The organism is Flavobacterium sp. N1719 (assembly GCF_025947045.1).
GTDB classification, from domain to species: domain Bacteria; phylum Bacteroidota; class Bacteroidia; order Flavobacteriales; family Flavobacteriaceae; genus Flavobacterium; species Flavobacterium stagni.
This window is the reverse complement of record NZ_CP109993.1, coordinates 2,738,149-2,761,106: the sequence shown is the minus strand read 5'-3', so window position 1 is coordinate 2,761,106 and position 22,958 is coordinate 2,738,149. Positions and strand designations below refer to the sequence as shown.

Here is a 22,958-nt window from a genome sequence, read left to right as displayed (position 1 = left end):
TCTATCGTATGCGGAAAATTCTCTTATTATCGGATACCCACAGTCATATCGACGAGCGCATCATGAAGCATGTAATGTGGTCGGATGAAGTTTGGCATGCAGGCGATATTGGAGATTTAAAAGTTACAGATTCACTGAAGGCAGTTCGTCCCTTACGAGCGGTTTATGGAAATATTGACGACCATCAAGCCCGAGCTGAATTCCCGTTACACCATCGGTTTTGGTGTGAACAAGTTGCTGTTTGGATAACACATATTGGCGGCTATCCCGGTAAATATAATCCCGCGATTCGACAAGAAATTTTGACCAATCCACCCCAACTTTTTATTTGTGGGCATTCCCATATTTTGAAAGTACAATTTGATAAAACATTGAATTTACTTCATCTTAATCCAGGAGCTGCCGGTGTACATGGTTTTCATCAAGTACGCACGATGTTGCGTTTTGTGATTGACGGCGATAAAATCAAGGATATGGAGATTGTGGAGTTGGGGAAGCGGGGTGGCAGTGAACAGTAATCAGTAATCAGTGAACAGTAATTAGTAATCAGTGATCAGTATTCCGTGTTTTTAGTTAATTTAAAATTTATAATTTACAATTCATAATAATTAAACAAAACGCCTTTCCGGAGAAAGGCGTTTTGTTTAAAATAAATAACCGAGTGAAAATTGGACCACGGCATTTTTTACATCGGCATCGCGTTTGGGTTCGGTGAGTCCGGCCGCATAACGCCCGGATACGAAGAGGCCATTGGTGATTTTATAACTTAATCCACCCGCTACAGCAAAGTCAAACGTATTGGAGTCGCCGAGGCTTACATTGTTCCGTTGACTCACTAATACCGACGCTTGGGGTCCTAATTCGAGGCTTAGTCGATTTTTAGTCAAGTAAAATTTAGCCAACACAGGAACGGACAAATAGCCCAGTTCATTTTTGATTTGCGTGCCCAAGCCTTTGAGTTCAGATCCTTGTGTTGAGTACAGCAATTCGGGTTGGAACGATAAGTTTTCGAAAACTTTAATTTCAGTGACTAAACCGGCGTGGTAACTGGTCAACGTATTGAAATCCACATTTTGGATATTTCCGCCTTGATAATTGGCAAAATTGACACCGGCTTTGAGTCCGAACTTCACCACTTGCGCTTGTAAGGAACTCCCTCCTAAAGCGAATACGAGCATTACAATTATTTTTTTCATAGGTTTCATTTATGGAATTAAAACGATAACGGTCTAGAAATAATTGTGCCAAATATGGAATAGTAGAAATAAAAAAAATCCGTTTCGACAAGGAAACGGATTTTTAACGCACTAATAAACTAAGTTTACAGGTTTATCGGATACGGTCCACTGATTTTACGAGATCTTCATCCTTTTTGATGGCTTTATTCGCTAAAACCAGCATGACGATAGAAAAAATAGGAAGTAACATCCCAATACCCTTCTCAGAAACGGCAGGCGTTTCTCCGGATACGTTAAGCGAACGGTAAATCAATAATCCTAATAAAATTAAATTTAATATCATGGCCAGTCTGTTAAAAACAAACTGTTGTTTACGATTTTTAAAACTAATTAAACTCATGGCGACAACCGCAGTTGCTGCTCCTGATAAAGCTAAGTATTTGAAATCCATAGCGAAGTAGAACGGTTTGCCATTATCCAACGTCCATAGCGGGAATACATAACCTAGAAATCCGGTGAGGATAACCGACAATGACATGTAAACCGTTTGAATTCGTTGAAACATTTTTTAATTTTTAAGTGGTCCAAAAATAGTATTTCTTTTTTGAAAAAACTATTGCACGCTTAATTTTTATTCGTATTATTGCATTGCAATTCCGTAAATACTTCATGCTCACGGAATTTATTCTAACAAAAAACTCCACACCTTTATCTAACACCAGATAATCTACTAATTTAAATGCTTTGTAACTATTTATGTTTGACATTTCAAAGTTAAAAACCATGAAGCTTTCTGAGCTTCAGGAGATTGCCAAATTGGCCCAAACGATCAAATTCGCCGGAGTAAAAAAAGAAGAACTTATCGATCGAATTATAGCCCATCAAAACGCGAGTGAGTCCGGTGCTTCGCCTGTAGAAGATACTGAGAAAAGAGGTCGTCGACCGCGCATGCAGTCGGCAGAAATGCCCCAAGAAACGCCCCAAGATTTATTTACTGCTCCAGATAATGCAACTCCTGTTGTTGAAAGTGAAGGGAAAAAGCGTGGACGTAAGCCCAAAGCAGTTACTGAAACGCCAGCGGCTGAAACAAATAATGAAACCCAAGCTGTTGAAGAACCCAAAAAAGAAGGTCGTTTTCAACAGCGTGATCGCAATAACCGTCCCGATTTTAATCGGTCTAAAGAGCAACGACCCAATGCTCCAGTAGAGTACGAGCCGTTTATGCCTCCGCAAATCACCACGGAATCGCTTCCAACAGATTTTACTGACAATTCTCGCAATCCGCGACAAGAGAACCGAAAAGGGCCACAAGATAATGCACCACAGAAAGTCAGACCTCAGTTTGTGCCACCTGGACCCAGTGCTGATTTACCCCCGATCCAAGAGTCGGCAATGCCTCATGGCAATGGAAATGCTAATCAAAATGGAAATGGGAACAATCCCAATAACCAGAATCAAAATAATAAGTTTAAAAAGACACAAAACGTTCGCGATGCCGATTATGAATTTGATGGTATTATCGAATGTGAAGGCGTATTGGAAATGATGCCTGATGGCTATGGTTTCTTGCGCTCTTCGGATTATAACTATTTAGCCTCTCCCGATGATATTTATTTATCGACTTCCCAAATTCGTTTGTTTGGATTAAAAACAGGAGATACCGTAAAAGGAGTGGTGCGTCCACCGAAGGAAAGTGAAAAATTCTTCCCGTTGGTGAAAGTGTTGAAAATAAACGGACATGATCCACAAGTGGTGCGTGACCGTGTGTCGTTTGACCACTTGACACCGATTTTTCCACAAGAGAAATTCAAAATGGATGCAAAGCAAGCTTCGGTTTCAACACGCATTATTGATTTGTTTTCTCCAATTGGAAAAGGACAACGCGGGATGATTGTGGCCCAACCGAAAACGGGTAAAACGATGTTGTTGAAAGACATTGCTAATGCCATTGCTGCTAACCATCCCGAAGTGTATTTGTTGGTGTTGTTGATTGACGAACGTCCGGAAGAGGTAACCGATATGCAACGCAGTGTGCGCGGGGAAGTGATTGCTTCTACGTTTGACCGCGAACCCCAAGAGCACGTAAAAATTGCCAACATCGTTTTGGAAAAAGCGAAGCGTTTGGTAGAGTGTGGTCATGATGTGGTGATTCTTTTGGATTCGATTACGCGTTTAGCACGTGCATACAATACGGTGCAACCCGCTTCAGGAAAAGTCTTGAGTGGTGGGGTGGATGCCAATGCACTTCAAAAACCAAAACGTTTCTTTGGTGCGGCTCGTAATGTTGAAAATGGCGGATCGTTGAGTATCATTGCTACGGCATTGACAGAAACCGGTTCGAAAATGGATGAGGTAATCTTTGAAGAATTTAAGGGAACGGGTAATATGGAATTGCAGTTGGATCGTAAAATTGCCAACCGTCGTATATTCCCAGCGATTGACCTTACGTCTTCGAGTACGCGTCGTGACGACTTGTTATTGGATGAGAAAACGTTACAACGCATGTGGATCCTTCGCAAGTTCTTAGCGGATATGAATCCGGTGGAGGCGATGGATACCATCAATGATAAAATTAAAAAGACGCGTTCGAATGACGAGTTTTTAATCTCGATGAACGATTAATAGTTTCCGAGTGGATTCGGGTAAACCTAACAAGTTTTCAAACTTGTTAGGTTTTTTTTATGCAATTACGTGAGGTTTCACCGGACTTGCGATAGGGATTGAGGCCTTGTTGGAGCTCGCCGGAGGCACGAAGGCAGCGACGGCCGAAAGCCCGACCCGTAAGGGATCGCCTTGAGGAGTAAACAGTATACAGTATTCAGTAATCAGTGGGCACTGATCAGTGGCAAAAAAAAAGAGCCGCGGGTGCGACTCTCATTCTTATTTTTATGTTGATTATTCCATGGCAGCTAGGTAGCGCTCGGCGTCAAGTGCGGCCATACAGCCCGTTCCAGCAGCGGTAATCGCTTGACGGTACACGTGATCGGCAGCATCTCCAGCAACGAATACACCCGGGACATTGGTTTTTGATGTGCCTGGCGTATTTACGATATACCCTGTTTCATCCAAGGCGATATAGTCTTTGAAAATTTCGGTATTGGGTTGGTGACCGATGGCAACGAAGAATCCCGTAGCCGGAATTTCGCGTTCTTCCCCAGTAGTTCGGTTGGCTACTTTGACGGCATGCACCACTTGACCGTCACCTAATACTTCAACAGTTTCGGTATGCATTAAAATTTCGATATTCTCGGTTTTGCGTACGCGCTCTTCCATAATACGCGAGGCACGGAATTTCTCGCTACGCACCAACATGGTTACTTTTTTACACATTTTAGAAAGGTAGTGTGCTTCTTCACAAGCGGAGTCACCTGCTCCGACAATCACTACTTCTTGGTTGCGGTAAAAGAATCCGTCGCAAACGGCGCAAGCGGAAACACCACCACCCATTTGCAAATAGTGTTGTTCTGAAGGTAACCCTAAATATTTGGCTGAAGCACCAGTAGAGATGATTACCGTTTCACAATGAATTTCTTTGTTGTCGTGGATCCAAACTTTGTGTGTGGGTCCGCTGAAATCTACTTTTGTTACCCAGCCGTCACGGATATCGGCACCAAAACGTTTGGCTTGTTCTTGCAATTGTACCATCATTTCGGGTCCGGTCACTCCCTCAGGATAGCCGGGGAAATTCTCTACTTCGTTGGTTGTCGTCAGCTGACCACCGGGTTGTGTCCCTTGGTAAAGTACGGGATTCATATTGGCACGAGACGCGTAAATAGCTGCGGTATATCCCGCAGGTCCGGAGCCAATGATAAGGCATTTTACTTTTTCTATTGTATCTGACATGATTGAATTAATTTTAAGCGACACAAAGTTACTTTTTTAATGTTAGTTTTTATGTCGGCTCCAAATTATAATTAACAATTCAAAGATAGAAAGTGTTTATAGGTTGAAAATAAAGGGTTACTAAAGCAAAATTTGTGGTTTAATAATGAATTTTAAATTAGAACACAGATTAGTGCGTTTGAATAAAATGCAAATTATTTTTAGAGTACTAATTACTGAATACTGATTACTGAATATTGATCGCTGAAATTCCTTCACTCAAAAGTAAACTTTTGGCTGCTATGGCAGGATTAAAGATCCTGTAGGTGGTTTGTTACTCGAAGAAAAGTGCGACTACGTCTACACTTTTTTTTTACGTTTCACTTCGCTCAAAAGTAAGCTTTTGGCTGCGATGGCAGGATTAAAGATCCTGTAGGTGGTTTGTTGCTCGAAGAAAAACAGCTACTTCGTAGCAATTTTTTTGATTGTATTCTTCGCTACAAAGTGAACTTTTGGCTGCTATGGAAGGATTAAAGATCCTGTAGGTGGTTTGTTGCTCTAAGAAAAACAGCTACTTCGTAGCAATTTTTTTGTTTGTATTCTTCGCTACAAAGTGAACTTTGCGCTCAGTATACTAACAAAAAAAACCGGACATTGTCCGGTTTTTCTTCGGTCGGGGTGGCAGGATTCGAACCTGCGGCCTCCTGCTCCCAAAGCAGGCGCGATAACCGGGCTACGCTACACCCCGATGGCGTATTGCGGTGCAAATATAGACTTTTTTTTGAGATTGTCGTCAGGAAATGTCAGAAATTATTTCAAAGGTTTTTTGGATAATACCGCACTGTCTGTAAATACTTTTAAATCAATCTTTTGATCGCCATACAAATCCAAGTGCGATTTTCCTGCACAAGATAAGGTAAGTTCTTTGGAAACATGAACAGATGCTCTGGAATAGGATTCTGTGGTGATATCGGCTATTTTGGCTACCAAGTTTTTTCCGGTAAAATTGGCATTGTTGTCGATGCGTAATTTCATTTCTTCAATATCACCTTCTACCTCTGCGCTTGATTTTTGGTACAAGTCAAAAGTCAATTCATTGGACACAATCAATGCTTTGGAAGTTGCATTTTTGCTGAGATTGATACGCGTATTTTCGTTTTTAAGATTCAATTCCGATTTGGATTGATCGTTGGCTATCAAGTTGAATTTTTTGCATTTCGCATTGATATACAATTTCGAATCGTCAAAACTACTGAAGCTAATTTCATCCAAATTCATTTCGGCTAAAGCACTCACAGAAGCGTCATTCTTGGTCGCGACTTCTTTAAATTCATCGGTGTAAATCACGCGAATACTTAATTTTTTATACCCAAAAGCACTTTTTAGGGTTGATAGACGTAACTGACTCCCCACGACACTGATTCCGATGGCATCGTGTAAGTTATCGTCGGCTTCAATTTCTAAACCGCATTCGTTGCCTTTGATTAAGGTAACTTCTAAATTGTCGGAGACTTCAAGTGAAGTGAAGTTTTCAATTTTCTTTTGTTCGATTGTGACAATTTTCGAACCTTTTACTTTTTCCTTTTTTTGTGCGAATGTAGTTAAGGATATACTTAGAAATATAAAGAAGACTATGCGTTTCATGTTTGTTGATTTTGCTCCCAAAATTATAAAAACTTATGATTTTTTCGATTTTAATTTTAACGTCCATTCGAAGTCCATCACCGAGACTACATCGCCTTTTTCATCACACCCTGTCGATTGTAGCCAAATCGTTTGGCCTTCTCCTGTAGCAATTGTTCGGACAATCGCTTGTTCAATTTGGTCACCTTGATTACAAGTGAAGGTGATTTTTCCTGTCGCTTTTTTGGTGTACGTTGCTTTATTATTGAGAACCAACATCGAAATGGATTGACCGCTTTTTTTTATTTGAAGCATCACAAGTGCGCCAGTAGTCAGTTCAGCCGCCATGGCTTGCACAGCAAAATACATGGATTGAAATGGATTTTGAGAGATCCAACGGTGTCGCACAGTAGCCACACATTCCTTTTCATTAATAGCCGTAGTGCGCACCCCACATAAAAAGGCGGAGGGGAGTTTAAACGCTAAAAAGAGGTTTAGTTTTCGGGGTGTAAATTGCATAAAGCCTTTATTTTTCAGTAAATATAGCGATTATGAGAGGAATTATCACTTTTTGTTATTTGTTAATATTTTGTTAAATCTTAGTACTTTGCAATACATAATACTAGTTTTTGGTTGTATCTTTGCTAAAGAAAATAATAGCTTATCAAAAGTATTATAGAGTTTCAATCATCATCAAAAATCAAATCACATGACAACGAACGAACGTAACACCGCAACATTACTGCACTTGAGTGCTTTGACGCAGTATTTATTTCCCTTGGCTAATTATATAATTCCTACCGTTATTTGGTCATCTAAAAAAGAAAATTCGCCCTTTATCGATCAAACGGGTCGTCGCGTAATGAATTTTCAATTGAGCATTTTGGTCTACATGTTTCTTTTAGGAATCGTAGGTGTATTTTTAGTAGTGGGTGCATTAATTAACCACGGCGGAGAATTTACCATTGATAGTGACGAAATTCACATCGGGAATTTTATGGCCCAAGAATGGACAGCATGGTTTGTTACAGGTATTGTTTCCTTCGTGCTTTTGGGAATTCTGAAATTCGCTGAGTTCGTCTTAATCATCTATGGAGCCGTAAAAGCATCCAATGGTTTATTGTATTCATATCCACTTTCCATTCCATTTTTTAAAGTGGGTTCGATAAAAGAGGATGAGAAAATGGAATCCTCTGATGCATCCAATCTAGAAAATCATCATCAATCATAATCACAATCATCAATCAAAAAACGAACGCCCTATGGGTTTTAAAATTTAGTTTTCACTATGAACATCGAGAACACAAAAGCGCAAATGCGTAAAGGGGTTTTGGAGTTCTGCATTTTATCGGTTTTAAAAGATAAAGAAGCATACACCTCCGAAATTCTAGACACGTTAAAAGAAGCCAGATTACTGGTGGTAGAGGGGACAGTGTATCCGCTGTTGACCCGATTAAAAAACGACGGCTTACTCAACTACCGTTGGGAGGAATCTACTTCAGGGCCACCGCGTAAATATTACGAGCTGACCGAATTAGGAAAAACATTTTTAAACGAATTAAACGGTACCTGGACCGAATTGTCCGATGCTGTAAACATTATCACTAAACAAAACCAATAATCATGAACAAGACAGTAAATATCAATATAGGAGGGTTATTCTTCCACATCGATGAAGATGCGTATCAAAAGCTTTCACGCTATTTTGACGCCATCAAGAATTCGTTGACTGATGCTACCGGCAAAGATGAAATCATGAAAGATATTGAAATGCGTGTAGCTGAATTATTTGCCGAACGTCAACAATCAGATAAACATGTAATCAACTCAAAAGATGTTGATGAAGTGGTTAATGTGATGGGGCAACCCGAAGATTACCGTTTGGATAACGAAGAAAAAACCAAGTCGGAACCTGAATTTAAATATCCGTTACCTCCCAAACGTAAAAAATTATACCGGGATAAAGACCGCGGTTTATTGGGCGGTGTTTGTACCGGATTAGGACATTATTTTGGCGTAGATGCTGTTTGGTTTAAATTGTTTTTCTTAATCCTTGCCTTTGGATTTGGTACCGGTTTCTTGGCCTATATTATTCTTTGGATTGCGATGCCTAAAGCCGTTACTACTTCTGAAAAACTAGAAATGACGGGCGAACCGGTGACCATCACCAATATTGAAAAGAAAGTGCGTGAGGAGTTTGAGAGTGTTTCTCAAAAATTTCAAAACGCCGATTATAACGAATTGGGGCAAAAGGTAAAACACGGTGCCGAGGATATCGGGGATCGCTTGGGAAACGTATTTCAATCGTTTTTCAAAGTCTTCGCTAAAATCATAGGTGCTTTTATCTTGATTTTCTCTTCCTTGGCTTTCTTTGGTTTTTGTGTGGCTTCGGTTATCTTAATTTTTACTTCCCAATTGCCTCAAAATGCAGCCATTAATATGATCGTGACGCCGTTAGGTTTAGAAACGCCATTTTGGTTGCAAGGGATTTTATTGTTCTTGTGTTTTGGTATTCCATTTTTCTTCTTGATGATGTTGGGGATGAAGTTATTAGTAACCAATATGCGTCCGATGAATAACGGAATTAAGTATACTTTACTAGCGGTTTGGATTGTAGCCGTTGGGGTGTTGATCTCGATTATCATCAATGAAGTGACGCAAACAGCTTTTGAAGGAAAAGATGTGATTAAAGAACAAATCGCTTTACAACCCAACGATACATTAACCATCAAATTTGTGAACAACGAGTTTTATGACAAAGACGCGAGTCCGAGACACAATGACTTTTGTTTGTTGACCAATGAAAAGAACAAAGAAGTGATCTATTCCAACGAAATCCGTATGCATGTTATGGAAACTGACGAAGCCCAAGCGTATTTGCGCATCGAGAAATTGGCGGTAGGTAAATCGGCTGGTGAAGCCAACTCAAGAGCACACAAAATTGATTATGGGTATAAAATACAAGGGAATCAATTGTTGTTGGACAACTACTGGATCACCGAAATCAACAACAAATTCAGAAAGCAAAAAGTAGAAATTTACATCTATTTGCCCAAAGGAACCTTGTTTAAAGCCGACGGTACGGTGCGTCATTACGATTGGAGTGACGATGAGTATTTCAACTTGCATTACAGCTCTGACGATTATTTATACCGTGTGGACGAACATAAAATTCGTTGTGTGAATTGTCCCCCAGACGAAAATGAGTTTAATGATGTGATTGATACCGAAGAAGTTGAGCAAGTGAATGATTCTACGGATCGTGTCACAGTCAAAGTGAACGGGGTTGAAATTATTAAAGAACAAAAGTCAGGCGAAAAAGGAAGTTTGACCATCAATAAAGACGGAATAGTAATTAAAAAATCCAACTAATATGGTACGAGTTGTCGTGTATTGCACAAAATTTATCGTAGCCTTAATCACAGTTTTGTTGATGGCTTCTTGTAACTCTTCGTTTTTAAACGGAGTGCAAGGGAATGGAAATGTAACCACTGAAAAGCGGGATATCAAAGCAAAATTTACCGGAATTGAAGCGAGTACCGGACTAGAAGTCGAGGTTTCACAAGGCGATTCAATTAAAGTTGAAGTAGAAACTGATTCCAACTTGCAACAATATGTGGTAGCCAAAGTAGAAGGATCTGATTTAAAATTGTATGTGGATCATAGCATCAATAATGCAGAAATCTTAAAGGTATATGTCACTTTACCGGAATTAAAAAAAGTAAATTGTAGCAGTGGTTCCAATGTTCATTTTAATACAGTAATGAAAGGTTTGAATTTGCGATTGGATGCGAGTAGTGGTTCACATTTGGAAGGAAAAGTAGAGTACGATGCTGTCGATGCAGAAACGACCAGCGGGAGTTCGATGGACTTAAAAGGCATTGCCTTGAAACTGAACACATCGAGTTCGAGCGGCAGTACATTGGAAGCCAATAATTTGGTCGCGAATGAAGTTAGAGCCGACGCGTCGAGCGGCAGCAGTATTCGGGTGCAAGCGCGTTTGAAGTTGAATGCTTCCGCTTCTAGTGGTGCCTCGGTGAACTATACTGGAAAAGCGACTTCCATCACCAAAGACGAATCTTCGGGTGGAAGTGTTAGTAAAATCGAATAATTTGTTTTTTTGCGTAAAAGGTCCTGGCTTCGGCTGGGATTTTTTTTTGCACCAACTGCGATAGGGATTGAGGCCTTGTTGGAGCTCGCCTGAGGCACGAAGGCAGCGACGGCCGAAAGCCCGACCCGAAGGGGATCGCCCAAGCCTAAACATTCGTTAAACCTTTGGTAGGAAAGCGAGTGTTTTGGAATGGTTTCGATAATTTTGAAAAAAAATAAGAATCATGACCATTTTGATTACGGGCGGTACCGGACTCATAGGAAGCGAATTGACGCGGGTTTTACAGGCGAATGGGCATACTGTACATTGGTTGTCTACACGAAAAAGTAATTTGCCGCAATCGTCTACTTTGAAAGGATTTTATTGGAATCCCGCCGAAGGGAAAATTGATACGGCTTGTTTTGAAGGGGTAACGACTATTGTCCATTTGGCCGGAGCGAGCATTGCCAAACGCTGGACTGCCGCTTACAAACAAGAATTATTGGAAAGCAGAGTACTGAGTGCCAATCTGTTGTTTTCGGCATTAAAAAAATATCCAGAGCACCAAGTTCGGCATTATATTTCCGCTTCGGGCGTTGCGATTTATCCGGATTCCCCAACCGAGACCTACACCGAATCTTCGACGGCAATCGATCGCGGATTTTTGGGAACATTAGTCAGTCGATGGGAGGAAAGTGCCCATCAATTTGAAACGCTAGGACTATTAGTTTCCAAAGTGCGAACCGGAGTGGTTTACGCCAAAAAAGGAGGCGCATTGGAACCCATTGTTAAACCGATAAAATGGGGTTTGGGTTCTGACTTTGGTTCGGGGAAACAGCGCCAATCGTGGATTCATTTGACGGATATTGTTCGTTTATATACATGGATTATTGAGCATGCGCACACGGGAATTTTTAATGGCGTAGCTCCGGATACGGTAACCCAACATGAACAAACACGCTGTATTGCAAAGGTAGTGGGTAAACCTGTTTTTTTACCCGCTGTACCGCGTTTTGTGATGCGGATGGTGTTGGGAGAAATGCATGAATTGTTGTTTAACGATAAAGCGATTCAACCCGAGCGGGCCTTACAGATGGGATTTGCGTTTGACTTTCCCGACTTGCAAAGTGCGATGGAAGATTTATTAAAATAAAAAAAGCCCCACGAATTTGAAGTGGGGCTTTTTGTATGTGGTGAATTAATAATTAAAGATGATTTTTCGTGTTGTTGTATTCAAATGTACATTTTTCCCATTGGGTTCCCTCTTAAAAAAGTATTAAAATTTGAATACACGGTTTGAACCTATTGCAATACTTAAATTTTTATTGCGTGACAATTTGACATTTTTAAAGAAATGGCAGTACTTTTGCACGGCAATTTGCGAAGCAAACGCTTACCATGAAATTCAACAACCCATTTAAAGGAAAAAATACGATGAATACTGAAAATACCGGAAACCAAAATCCGGAATTGGAAAACGAACTTAATCCGGAAACCCCTACAACTGACACTCCTGAAGTGGAGGCTGCTGAAGAATTGACAGTGGAACAACAATTGGAAGAGCAATTGGCGCAAGAAAAAGATAAATTTTTGCGTTTGTTTGCCGAGTTTGAAAATTACAAAAAACGCACGACTAAAGAGCGTATAGATTTGTTTAAAACGGCCAATCAAGAAGTGTTGCAAGCGATGTTGCCCGTTTTGGACGATTTTGACCGAGCGATGCAACAAATCAGCAAATCGGAAGACGAAGCATTGGTAAAAGGTGTCGAATTGATTCATGAAAAATTGAAATCGACATTGGTGGCCAAAGGATTGGAACACGTTGAATTAAAAGCCGGCGATGAATTTAATGCTGATTTTGCAGAAGCAATTACGCAGATTCCTGCACCCTCTGCGGATTTGAAAGGGAAGATTGTCGATGTGATTGAAAAAGGCTATAAATTAGGCGATAAAATTATCCGATTCCCGAAAGTGGTGATTGGACAATAATAGAGAATTATGAGCAAAAAAGACTTTTACGAAATATTAGGCATCAGCAAAGGCGCTTCCGCGGAGGAAATTAAAAAGGCTTACCGTAAGAAAGCGATTGAATTTCACCCCGATAAAAATCCAGGAAATAAAGATGCTGAAGAAAACTTCAAATTAGCTGCTGAAGCCTATGAAGTATTGAGTGATCCCGATAAAAAGGCGCGTTATGATCAATACGGTCACGCCGCATTTGATGGTGCGGGCGGATTTGGTGGCGGTCATCACATGAACATGGATGATATCTTCAGTCAGTTTGGAGATATTTTCGGTGGGGCTTTTGGCGGTGGATTCGGCGGTGGATTCGGCGGTGGCGGAACCCGCAGAATGAAAGGAAGCAATTTACGTATCAAAGTAAAATTGACTTTGGACGAAATTGTGAACGGTGTAGAGAAAAAAGTAAAAGTAAAACGCAAAATTCAAGCGCCAGGCGTGCGTTATAAAACCTGTCCAACCTGTAATGGGGCGGGGCAAGTATTGAAAGTAACCAATACGATTTTAGGGCGCATGCAAACGGCAACCACCTGTCATGTATGCGGCGGTTCAGGGCAAACCATTGAAAGTAAGCCCACCAATGCCGATGCCCACGGAATGCTCATGGAAGACGAAACCGTATCGATCAAGATTCCAGCTGGTGTGGCTGATGGCATGCAATTGAAAGTTTCTGGCAAAGGAAACGATGCTCCAGGAAATGGTATTCCCGGAGATTTAATTGTGGTCATTGAAGAAGTGGAACACGAATTCTTGAAACGTGAGGGCGAAAACTTACATTACGATTTGTATATCAGCTTTGCGGAAGCGGCTTTAGGGGTTTCTAAAGAACTCGAAGCGGTGAATGGAAAGGTGCGTATCAAGTTGGACGAAGGCATCCAATCGGGTAAAATTTTGCGCTTAAAAGGAAAAGGGATTCCGAGCTTAAATAGTTATGGTAATGGCGATTTATTGGTGCATGTAAATGTCTGGACGCCAAAATCATTAACGAAAGAACAGCGTCAATTTTTTGAAAAATCATTAACCGACGAAAACTTCATTCCGAAGCCCGAAAAGAGTGAAAAATCTTTTTTTGAAAAAGTTAAAGATATGTTTTCGTAGTTAAAAAAATAATTTTACTTTTGAGGTATTACTTGGAAACAGGTAATTTCTTTTTCATAGCAATTTTTCCCATCCTTGTGTCACCATAAGGGTGGGTTTTTTCTTTTATAACTGCTGATTATTCGTGGAATTGCGTATTTTTACCCGAAGAATTTTTGAATCCTATGAGTTCGATTTTAGAAGTCCAAAATGTGGTCAAGCAATACGGCGATTATACCGCATTGAATTCCGTTTCACTCACCGTTCCGAAAGGAAGTATTTATGGTTTATTGGGTCCGAATGGTGCGGGTAAAACCTCGCTGATTCGTATCATCAATCAAATCACTATGCCCGATAGCGGCGTGGTTTTATTGGATGGTGAACCCTTAAAACCCGATCATGTGCATGTAATTGGTTACATGCCCGAAGAACGTGGTTTGTACAAAACCATGAAAGTAGGGGAGCAATGTTTGTATTTGGCCCAGTTAAAAGGCTTGTCCAAACAAGATGCCAAAGCACAATTGAAATATTGGTTTGAAAAGTTTGAAATCGAGGCGTGGTGGGATAAGAAGATTCAGGAGTTGTCCAAAGGGATGGCGCAAAAAGTACAGTTTATTGTCACGGTTTTGCACCAACCCAAGTTGTTGATTTTAGACGAACCTTTTTCTGGATTTGATCCCGTGAATGCCAATTTGATTAAGGATGAGATTATTGAATTGAATCGCAAAGGAACCTCTATAATTTTCTCGACGCACCGTATGGAAACGGTGGAGGAAATGTGTGATTATATCGCACTGATTCATAAATCAAATAAATTGATAGAAGGTAAATTGGCAGATGTCAAAAAAGAATACCGAACAAATGCCTACGATGTGGGAATCTTAACGAATAATGTAGAAGGATTGATGTATGATTTGTCGCAGAAGTTTACGATGCAACAAACCGATTTTAAATCGTTAAATGACGAGTTAAAGCTCCAAATTCATTTGGGGACGCATACGGCCAATGAATTGTTGCAAACGATTATGCAACGCGGGCAGGTTACGCATTTCGCAGAGAAAATTCCGAGTGTGAATGATATTTTTATTCAAACCGTAACGCAATAAATAAGCAATTATGAGTAAGCTACTTTTAATTATCAAACGTGAATTTATTGCCAAGGTCCGCAATAAATCTTTCATTGTCATGACGTTTTTGAGTCCGCTCCTTTTTGTCGGTATAGGTGTTTTTGTGGGGTATTTGAGTACGATGAAAGCCGAACTGAAAACCATTGCCATTCACGATGAAACGGGTCGGTTTGCCAAAGAATTTAGAAACGACGAGGAATACCATTATATGGATGTTTCGCAGTTGCCCATTTCGGTTTTAAAAGATAGTATCCAATCGGAACATTACGAAGGATTGTTATTGATTCCTAAAATTTCGGACAATAAACAATTGGAAAAGAAGATTGAATACGTTTCCAATGACAGTCCGGGCGTACTTTTTATTGAAGATTTGGAAGAAGTTATCGCCAAGAAAATGACGGCTGAAAACTTCAATGCCGTGGGATTGGATACCTTAAAAATCAATTCAGCAAAAGCGGATGTTTCCATTCATTTGGCCAAAGCTTCGGGAGAAGAATCGCTAAAAGGGTTGAATGAAATTAAAATTGCAATTGGCGGAGCTTTCGGGTATTTAATCATGATGTTTATTGTGATTTACGGCAATATGGTAATGCGCAGTGTGATTGAAGAAAAGACTTCGCGTATTATCGAAGTGATTATTTCGTCGGTGAAACCCTTTCAATTGATGATGGGGAAAATCATAGGAACTTCATTGGCCGGAATTCTCCAATTTTTGATTTGGGCGATTCTTGGTTTGGGTGCGATGTTTATTTTATCATCGGTATTTGGCGTTCAAGTGGGCGCCGCTGCGGGTCAGGCACAAGAATTGGCACAAACTGCTGGAAAAGATATGAGTAAAATTGCCTTGTATTTGAACGAATTATGGAATTTACCGATTGGAACGATTCTTTGTTCGTTTATCATTTATTTCATTGGGGGTTACTTTTTGTACAGTTCATTTTATGCTTCAATTGGTGCAGCTGTTGACAACGAAACCGACTCCCAACAATTCTTATTGCCAATCATCATGCCTTTAATTTTAGGTGTTTATATTGGGTTTTTCACGGTAATGAATGATCCACACGGAACTATTGCCACGACATTTTCGATGATTCCGTTGACTTCGCCAATTGTAATGATGATGCGAATTCCATTTGGAGTGCCATGGTGGCAAATAGTGATTTCCATGGTGTTATTGTTTGGAACATTCTTTTTGGTAGTTTGGTTTGCTTCTAAAATTTATCGTGTCGGAATTTTGATGTATGGAAAGCGTCCTACATGGAAAGAATTAGTACGTTGGATGAAATACTAAGAAGAACAACATAAATGGCATAGGGTTTGTACCCGTCGCAAAAAATAGATTTTATGGCCAAAATATTAATTATTGAAGACGAAGCCTCAATCCGTAGAGTATTGACTCGAATTTTATCTGAAGAAAGTGATGCTTATCAAGTGGAAGAAGCAGAGGATGGCGCTCAAGGTTTAGAAAAAATAAAAGCAACCGATTACGATTTGGTGCTTTGTGATATCAAAATGCCTAAAATGGACGGTGAAGAAGTCTTGGAAGCCGTCAAAAAAATAAAACCTGAAATTCCGATTGTAATGATTTCGGGTCATGGTGATATGGAAACCGCAATCAATACGATGCGTTTAGGTGCATTCGATTATATTTCAAAACCACCCGATTTGAACCGATTATTGAATACCGTTCGCAACGCTTTGGACCGCAAACAATTGGTTGTGGAAAATAAAATCTTGAAAAAGAAAGTTTCCAAAAACTATGAAATTGTAGGGGAAAGTGAACCCATCAATCAAATCAAAGAAATGATTGAAAAAGTCGCCAAAACCGATGCGAGAGTTTTGATTACGGGTCCGAATGGTACCGGAAAAGAATTGGTTGCCCATCAATTACACCAAAAAAGTGAACGTTCAGAAGCGCCCATCATCGAAGTCAATTGCGCAGCTATTCCAGCTGAATTGATTGAAAGTGAGTTATTTGGTCATGTCAAAGGCGCTTTTACTTCTGCTGTTAAAGATCGTGCGGGTAAATTTGAAGCCGCCGATGGAGGAACGATTTTCTTGGATGAAATTGGCGATATGAGTTTGGCGGCACAAGCCAAAGTATTGCGTGCTTTACAAGAAAATCTGATTCAACGTGTAGGTGCCGATAAGGATATCAAAGTGAATGTGCGTGTCATTGCTGCTACGAATAAAGATTTGAAAAAAGAAATCGCAGAAGGCCGTTTTCGGGAAGATTTATACCATCGTTTGGCGGTTATTTTGATTAAAGTTCCAGCCTTAAACGATCGTCGTGATGATATTCCTTTGTTGGTGGAACATTTTGCGACCAAGATCGCTGAAGAGCAAGGGAATGCAAGAAAATCATTTTCAAAATCAGCCATTCAATTATTGCAAGAATACGATTGGACGGGGAATATACGTGAATTACGCAATGTAGTGGAGCGATTAATCATTTTGGGGGGACAAGAGATTTCAGAAAGTGATGTGAAACTATTCGCGAGTAAATAAATTCGGCGAAAGCCAAAAAGAAAGATGCAATTAAAAAAAATAAATACAGCGTTACAACAAGCTCTAGTGGCACAAGGATTAACTGAAGCCAATGAATTGCAGCAAGAAACATTTTCGACGATTAAAAGTGGTGTTGATGCTGTCATTCAAAGTCCGGAAGGATCGGGTAAATCGACTACAATCGCATTAAACGTCATTCAGCGGTTGGACAAGCCGTTTCAATTGTCTCCAAGAGCTTTGATCATTTGTTTGGACAAAGCTAAGGTCTTGGAAATGGTTGAAATTTTCGATTCCTTAAATAAATTCAATCAATTGCGTGTGTATTATGTGCATGATAAAACGAATTTAGATGAAGATAAAAATCAAATTTCATTAGGAATTGATGTGTTGATTGGAACGCCTAACCAGCTTACTGCTATGTTTGGTTCAGCAGGTTTTGATGTCAATCAGTTGAAGTTATTTATTTTGGATGATGCAGATTTAATTTTCAAAAATCGGTACGAACCCAAAATACTTCGTTTATCGGAAAGTATAGAAAAAGTACAGCGCTTATTTTTCTGTTCTCAAATCACGGAACGAACAGAAATGATTGCCGAAAATATCATGATAGAGCCTTTGTTTTTTGAGATGGATGACGATGAAGAAACCTATTTTGAAGAAGAATAATTAAAGTCCCGATAGCCTCGGGATTTTTTTTTGGTGTTAAAATTAATATCGGATAGTGTGATTTTGAATATAAAACGATATTTTTGTGGGGTGTGGGAGATTGACAGAACATATTATGAAGAATTTGAGACAACCTTTCAGCGTTTGTTTGAAAAAAAGCAAGTGTTGGATAAGGGACGACCATTGCCGCAAAGTGCCCTTCACAAAATCAAAGAAGCCTTAACGATAGAATGGACCTACAACTCCAATAGCATTGAGGGCAATACTTTAAGTCTTCGAGAAACCCAAATGGTCATTCAAGAAGGAATCACGATCAAAGGCAAATCGTTACGGGAGCATTTTGAAGTTAAAAACCACGAAGTCGCCATCGATTATTTGTACTCGATTATTCATGAAAATTATCAACTGCAAAGTCGGGATATCTTAAATCTACATGGTTATGTATTACGTTCCATTGAAGAGGAGTTTGCGGGTCGTTTACGCAACGGCGGTGTACGTATTTCGGGAGCCAATTTTATTCCGCCCAATGCCCAGAAAGTTCCCGATTTGATTGATGAACTAATTGCCTTTGTTTTGAATAATCCTTTAGGGTTGAATACTATTGAGTTGGCAACGGTATTTCATCATAAATTCGTTTGGATTCATCCCTTTTTTGATGGCAATGGCAGAACCGTTCGTTTGGCGATGAATTTAATTTTGATGCAAGCGGGTTTTCCTCCGGCCATTATTTTAAAAAATGACCACAAAAAATATTATGAAGCCTTAAATCAGGCTAATAATGGCAATTATCAAAAATTACTGTTATTGATGTGTCAAGCGGTTGAGCGTTCTTTAAATATCTATTTGAATGCCTTGCCCGGTCAAGAATCCTATGAATCGATTGCAACTATTGTGAATGAGCCAGGCGTTAGTTATGGGCAAGAATATGTAAGTTTATTGGCGCGACAAGGCAAGATAGATGCCTACAAAGAAGGTAGAAATTGGTTCACCACTCGCAAAGCCATTGAAGATTATATTGAAAATAGACAACGGAAAAGACAACTTTAGGGTTGTCTTTTTTATATTTGACTATGCAAAAAGTTCGATTTGTGGTGGTTTCACTACTCAGCCTATTTCTTTTTATTTATCTTATTTATGTTGGATATCTTTATTTCAATCAAACTGAAATGGTCTTTCGTGCCTCAAAATTAACTTCAGAATATGAATTCCATTTTAGTGAACCTTTTGAAGAAATTACTACGGCCACACCTGATAATTTTCAATTGCATTCTATTCTTTTTAAAACCAAAAAATCCAATGGAGTATTGCTTTATTTCCATGGGAATGCGGGTAATTTATCCCAATGGGGAGAACAAGCGTCAATTTTTACGGGAATGGGATATGATATTTGGATGACGGATTACCGCGGATTTGGGAAAAGTACAGGTGAAGTAATTGATCAAGAACAAGTCTATTCCGATTTAGAGTTGATTTATTCTGAAGTTAGAAAACGGTATACAGCAGATAAAATTGTTATTTGTGGATATTCTATAGGAACAGGTTTAGCGGCATATTTGGCTTCAAAACATCAACCCAAAGCATTAATACTAGAGGCGCCGTATTATAATTTCACTAGTTTTACTGAGGGAGCTGCACCTTATTTTCCTAATTTTTTGAAGAAATTCTCTTTTCCAACAAATACCTATTTGCCCAAAATCAAAGCACCTATTGCTTTATTTCATGGCGATGAGGACCTTTTAATATCAATAGAAAATTCGAAGCAACTAAAACAATTTTTCAAACCAAATGATACTCTGATTGTTCTGCCCAATCAATCCCACGTAGGCATTAATCAAAATCCTGATTTTCAAGAGGGAATAAAGGATTTTCTTTCTAACCTTTAAAAAGAGATAATTTTTGAACTAAGCATACAATTATTAATCCAAAAACCCCAATTACAGCAAACGAATAGCGCAAATTAGTAAGTTCAGCGATGTAACCGATTATCGGTGGACCAATCAAAAAGCCCAAAAAACTGATACTGGTTACCACCGTTAACGCAATTCCTGTCGGGATTGTAGGGTGATTTCCAGCCGAATTAAAAATGATGGGGATCACATTTGAAACGCCAATTCCGACCAACATAAAGGCTATGGTTGAAGGGATAAGGTAAGGAAAAATAACCGCAGTATACAGTCCGATTGAGATAACAAAACCACTCAAAAGCAAGACTTTTCGATAACCGAGTTGGGCAACAAAGAGATCACTTAAAAAACGCCCTGCCGCCATACTTATCATAAATGTGGTATAGCCTAAAACGACTAATGCTCCTGGTACTTTTACAATTTCTTTGAAATAGACGCCACTCCAATCAAACATGATTCCTTCGCTGGCCATACCGCAAAAACAGATTATTCCTAACCAAAGCAGGGTTTTATCTGGATTTTTAAAAAAATTATACGATTGTTTTTCTTCGGGTTTTGACGCTTGGGTTTTGACTAAATATCTGGTGTTTGTTATAACTAGTACAGTTACAAAACCCAGCGCAATCAAGAAATGATGTAAAACACTCATTTGAAAAGAAAGCATCACTAAGCCCGTGAGTGCGCCTGCAAATCCAGCCAAACTCCACGAACCGTGAAACGATCCCATAATCGGTTTTTCAAAAAAACTCTGGGTATACACTCCTTGGGTGTTGACGGCTATGTTGCACAAATTCCCAAAAAAACCAAAACTGGTGAGCGCAATCGCCAGTTCCCATTTATTATGGGATAATCCGATAAAAGGCAAGCAACCCGCGTATAAGAGTAGTCCAAACGTACAAATCCATCGACTTCCATAATGGGTGACTAATTTTCCTGAAAATGTCATGGCCAATAATTGTCCCAAGGGCAACGCCAAAAGCAAGGTTCCTAGGTCGGCTTCGGTTAGCTGCAACTGACTTTTAATACTCGGAATCCGACTCGCCCAGGTGGCAAAACTAAATCCCATACCAAAAAAGAAGAGGGCAGTGGCAAGTCGGACGCGATTGCGGTACCGGCTGCGCAATTTTTGGAAAGATGGAGTTGAAACTGTCGATTGCATTATTTTCAAAATAGACCGTTGCAAAGGTATTTATTTTCTTCACAGGAATCCTTTAAAATCCTTGATGGCTTATGATTTTGAACTATATTTGCCGCTTCATTTTAAAATCGTTAGCTCACATGATTACCGTAAACGATATCGCTGTTGAATTTGGAGGAACCACCTTGTTCAGTGATGTGACTTTTGCCATCAACGAAACCGATAAAATTGCCTTAATGGGTAAGAATGGTGCCGGAAAATCGACCTTATTAAAGATTGTTGCCGGACAAAACAAACCTTCACGAGGTGCCGTTTCAGCACCTAAAGAAGCGGTAATTGCTTATTTGCCACAGCATTTGTTAACACAAGATGATGTGACCGTTTTTGAAGAAACGTCCAAAGCTTTTGCAGAAATTTTTCAAATGAAAGCCGAAATCGACGAAATCAACGAGCAGCTCACCGTTCGCACCGATTATGAAAGTGACGATTATATGAAATTGATCGAGCGCGTGTCGGAATTGAGTGAGAAGTTTTATTCCATTGAAGAAGTCAATTACGAAGCGGAAGTAGAGAAAGTCTTAAAAGGTCTCGGATTTGAACGCGAGGATTTTCACCGTTCGACTTCTGAATTTTCGGGAGGATGGCGTATGCGCATTGAGTTGGCAAAAATCTTATTGAAAAAACCCGATTTGATTTTGTTGGATGAGCCCACCAATCACTTGGATATGGACAGTATTCAGTGGTTGGAAGACTTTTTGTTAAATCAAGCGAAAGCTGTAATGGTGATTTCCCACGACCGTGCTTTTGTGGACAATATCACCAACCGTACGATAGAAGTGACGATGGGTCGCATTTATGATTACCGTGCCAAATATTCTCATTATTTGGAATTACGTAAAGACCGTCGTGCGCACCAACAAAAAGCCTATGATGAGCAACAAAAAATGATTGCAGAAACGACCGAGTTTATTGAGCGTTTTAAAGGAACTTACTCGAAAACCTTACAAGTGCAATCGCGGGTAAAAATGTTGGAAAAACTGGAGTTGGTCGAAGTGGATGAAGTGGATACTTCGGCATTACGCTTGAAATTCCCTCCGTCGCCGCGAAGTGGACAATATCCGGTAGTGGTCGAACATCTTTCCAAAAAATACGATGATCATGTCGTGTTTAATGATGCCAATATGGTAATTGAACGCGGACAAAAAGTGGCTTTTGTGGGTAAAAATGGGGAAGGAAAGTCCACCATGATCAAAGCCATTATGAAAGAAATTGATTTTGAAGGGAAATTAGAAATCGGTCACAACGTGCAAGTAGGTTATTTTGCCCAAAATCAAGCGGCTTTATTGGATGGTGAATTCACGGTTTTTGAAACCATTGACCGCATTGCTGTGGGAGAGATTCGAACCAAAATTAAAGATATCTTGGGTGCTTTTATGTTTGGAGGTGATGATGTACACAAAAAAGTAAAAGTATTGTCGGGTGGTGAACGTACGCGTTTAGCGATGATTAAGTTGTTGTTAGAACCCGTGAATGTCTTGATTCTGGATGAGCCTACCAATCACTTGGATATGAAAACCAAAGACATAATTAAAGATGCTTTAAAAGATTTTGATGGTACGTTGATCTTAGTATCTCACGACCGTGATTTCTTGGATGGATTAGTGACCAAAGTTTTCGAATTTGGAAACAAACGCGTTCGCGAACACTTTGAAGACATCAAAGGATTCTTAGCCTTTAAGAAAATGGAAAATTTGAAAGAAATTGAAAAATAAAAAAAGGCTGGAAGTATTGCTCCCGGCCTTTTTA

Annotated in this window: 22 protein-coding genes and 1 tRNA gene; 16 read left to right on the top strand and 7 right to left on the bottom strand. The window is 39.7% G+C overall.

Features of this window, described 5'->3' with window-relative positions; all coding sequences use genetic code 11:
- Positions 1–8: 8 nt before the first annotated feature.
- Positions 9–518 carry a metallophosphoesterase family protein gene (locus tag OLM45_RS11810; RefSeq protein WP_264510399.1) on the top strand — a complete coding sequence of 170 codons (510 nt, stop codon included), beginning with the start codon at positions 9–11 and terminating at the stop codon, positions 516–518.
- Positions 519–644: 126 nt separating this feature from the next.
- Here OLM45_RS11810 and OLM45_RS11805 read toward each other — a convergent pair whose 3' ends face one another.
- Both OLM45_RS11805 and OLM45_RS11800 read right to left on the bottom strand, forming a co-directional pair.
- Positions 645–1,196, bottom strand: a complete 552-nt coding sequence (locus OLM45_RS11805) for a porin family protein (RefSeq protein WP_129462323.1) — start codon at positions 1,194–1,196, stop codon at positions 645–647.
- 133 nt (positions 1,197–1,329) lie between these two features.
- The gene (locus OLM45_RS11800) at positions 1,330–1,743 is read right to left on the bottom strand and encodes a DUF4293 domain-containing protein (RefSeq protein ID WP_129462324.1); all 414 of its coding nucleotides are present in this window, start codon (positions 1,741–1,743) and stop codon (positions 1,330–1,332) included.
- A gap of 191 nt (positions 1,744–1,934) precedes the next feature.
- Between OLM45_RS11800 and rho the strand changes: the two genes are divergently transcribed.
- Complete coding sequence (rho, locus tag OLM45_RS11795; protein ID WP_264510397.1) at positions 1,935–3,800, top strand: transcription termination factor Rho; 1,866 nt, start codon at positions 1,935–1,937, stop codon at positions 3,798–3,800.
- Between the two features lie 273 nt (positions 3,801–4,073).
- Here rho and trxB read toward each other — a convergent pair whose 3' ends face one another.
- The 4 genes from trxB to OLM45_RS11775 all read right to left on the bottom strand — a co-directional run bounded on the left by trxB (position 4,074) and on the right by OLM45_RS11775 (position 7,142).
- Positions 4,074–5,021 (bottom strand): thioredoxin-disulfide reductase, encoded by a 948-nt coding sequence (trxB, locus tag OLM45_RS11790; RefSeq protein ID WP_264510395.1) that lies wholly within the window; start codon positions 5,019–5,021, stop codon positions 4,074–4,076.
- A gap of 652 nt (positions 5,022–5,673) precedes the next feature.
- Positions 5,674–5,748, bottom strand: a tRNA-Pro gene (locus OLM45_RS11785).
- Positions 5,749–5,810: 62 nt separating this feature from the next.
- Positions 5,811–6,644: a DUF2807 domain-containing protein gene (locus tag OLM45_RS11780; protein ID WP_264510393.1), complete on the bottom strand. Its 834-nt coding sequence runs from the start codon at positions 6,642–6,644 to the stop codon at positions 5,811–5,813.
- A gap of 33 nt (positions 6,645–6,677) precedes the next feature.
- The gene (locus OLM45_RS11775) at positions 6,678–7,142 is read right to left on the bottom strand and encodes a DUF4442 domain-containing protein (protein ID WP_264510391.1); all 465 of its coding nucleotides are present in this window, start codon (positions 7,140–7,142) and stop codon (positions 6,678–6,680) included.
- Positions 7,143–7,332: 190 nt separating this feature from the next.
- On the opposite strand from OLM45_RS11775, the gene OLM45_RS11770 reads away from it, so the two are divergent.
- The 13 genes from OLM45_RS11770 (at position 7,333) to OLM45_RS11710 (ending at position 19,993) form a co-directional block, all read left to right on the top strand.
- Entirely contained in the window at positions 7,333–7,854 is a 522-nt protein-coding gene (locus tag OLM45_RS11770) for a DUF4870 domain-containing protein (protein ID WP_264510390.1), read from the top strand.
- A gap of 57 nt (positions 7,855–7,911) precedes the next feature.
- Entirely contained in the window at positions 7,912–8,244 is a 333-nt protein-coding gene (locus tag OLM45_RS11765; protein WP_129462331.1) for a PadR family transcriptional regulator, read from the top strand.
- Between the two features lie 2 nt (positions 8,245–8,246).
- Positions 8,247–9,995 carry a PspC domain-containing protein gene (locus tag OLM45_RS11760; RefSeq protein ID WP_264510388.1) on the top strand — a complete coding sequence of 583 codons (1,749 nt, stop codon included), beginning with the start codon at positions 8,247–8,249 and terminating at the stop codon, positions 9,993–9,995.
- Position 9,996: 1 nt separating this feature from the next.
- Positions 9,997–10,734, top strand: coding sequence for a head GIN domain-containing protein (locus OLM45_RS11755; protein WP_264510386.1), 738 nt, complete (start codon positions 9,997–9,999; stop codon positions 10,732–10,734).
- A gap of 223 nt (positions 10,735–10,957) precedes the next feature.
- Positions 10,958–11,866 carry a TIGR01777 family oxidoreductase gene (locus tag OLM45_RS11750; RefSeq protein ID WP_264510384.1) on the top strand — a complete coding sequence of 303 codons (909 nt, stop codon included), beginning with the start codon at positions 10,958–10,960 and terminating at the stop codon, positions 11,864–11,866.
- Positions 11,867–12,111: 245 nt separating this feature from the next.
- Complete coding sequence (locus tag OLM45_RS11745) at positions 12,112–12,702, top strand: nucleotide exchange factor GrpE (protein WP_264510382.1); 591 nt, start codon at positions 12,112–12,114, stop codon at positions 12,700–12,702.
- A gap of 9 nt (positions 12,703–12,711) precedes the next feature.
- On the top strand, positions 12,712–13,830 hold the full coding sequence (gene dnaJ / locus OLM45_RS11740; RefSeq protein WP_264510380.1) for a molecular chaperone DnaJ: 1,119 nt from the start codon (positions 12,712–12,714) through the stop codon (positions 13,828–13,830).
- Between the two features lie 164 nt (positions 13,831–13,994).
- Positions 13,995–14,915 (top strand): ABC transporter ATP-binding protein, encoded by a 921-nt coding sequence (locus tag OLM45_RS11735; RefSeq protein WP_264510378.1) that lies wholly within the window; start codon positions 13,995–13,997, stop codon positions 14,913–14,915.
- A gap of 10 nt (positions 14,916–14,925) precedes the next feature.
- Entirely contained in the window at positions 14,926–16,227 is a 1,302-nt protein-coding gene (locus OLM45_RS11730; RefSeq protein WP_264510376.1) for an ABC transporter permease, read from the top strand.
- 53 nt (positions 16,228–16,280) lie between these two features.
- Positions 16,281–17,444 carry a sigma-54-dependent transcriptional regulator gene (locus OLM45_RS11725; RefSeq protein ID WP_264510374.1) on the top strand — a complete coding sequence of 388 codons (1,164 nt, stop codon included), beginning with the start codon at positions 16,281–16,283 and terminating at the stop codon, positions 17,442–17,444.
- A 24-nt stretch (positions 17,445–17,468) separates the two neighbouring features.
- On the top strand, positions 17,469–18,110 hold the full coding sequence (locus tag OLM45_RS11720; RefSeq protein WP_264510372.1) for a DEAD/DEAH box helicase: 642 nt from the start codon (positions 17,469–17,471) through the stop codon (positions 18,108–18,110).
- 90 nt (positions 18,111–18,200) lie between these two features.
- Positions 18,201–19,157: a Fic family protein gene (locus OLM45_RS11715; RefSeq protein ID WP_264510369.1), complete on the top strand. Its 957-nt coding sequence runs from the start codon at positions 18,201–18,203 to the stop codon at positions 19,155–19,157.
- 119 nt (positions 19,158–19,276) lie between these two features.
- The gene (locus OLM45_RS11710) at positions 19,277–19,993 is read left to right on the top strand and encodes an alpha/beta hydrolase (protein WP_264510367.1); all 717 of its coding nucleotides are present in this window, start codon (positions 19,277–19,279) and stop codon (positions 19,991–19,993) included.
- Here the strand turns inward: OLM45_RS11710 and OLM45_RS11705 are convergent.
- The gene (locus OLM45_RS11705) at positions 19,983–21,173 is read right to left on the bottom strand and encodes an MFS transporter (protein WP_264510365.1); all 1,191 of its coding nucleotides are present in this window, start codon (positions 21,171–21,173) and stop codon (positions 19,983–19,985) included. The genes OLM45_RS11710 and OLM45_RS11705 overlap by 11 nt on opposite strands.
- Positions 21,174–21,292: 119 nt before the next feature.
- On the opposite strand from OLM45_RS11705, the gene OLM45_RS11700 reads away from it, so the two are divergent.
- Positions 21,293–22,924: an ABC-F family ATP-binding cassette domain-containing protein gene (locus OLM45_RS11700; RefSeq protein ID WP_264510362.1), complete on the top strand. Its 1,632-nt coding sequence runs from the start codon at positions 21,293–21,295 to the stop codon at positions 22,922–22,924.
- Positions 22,925–22,958 lie beyond the last annotated feature (34 nt).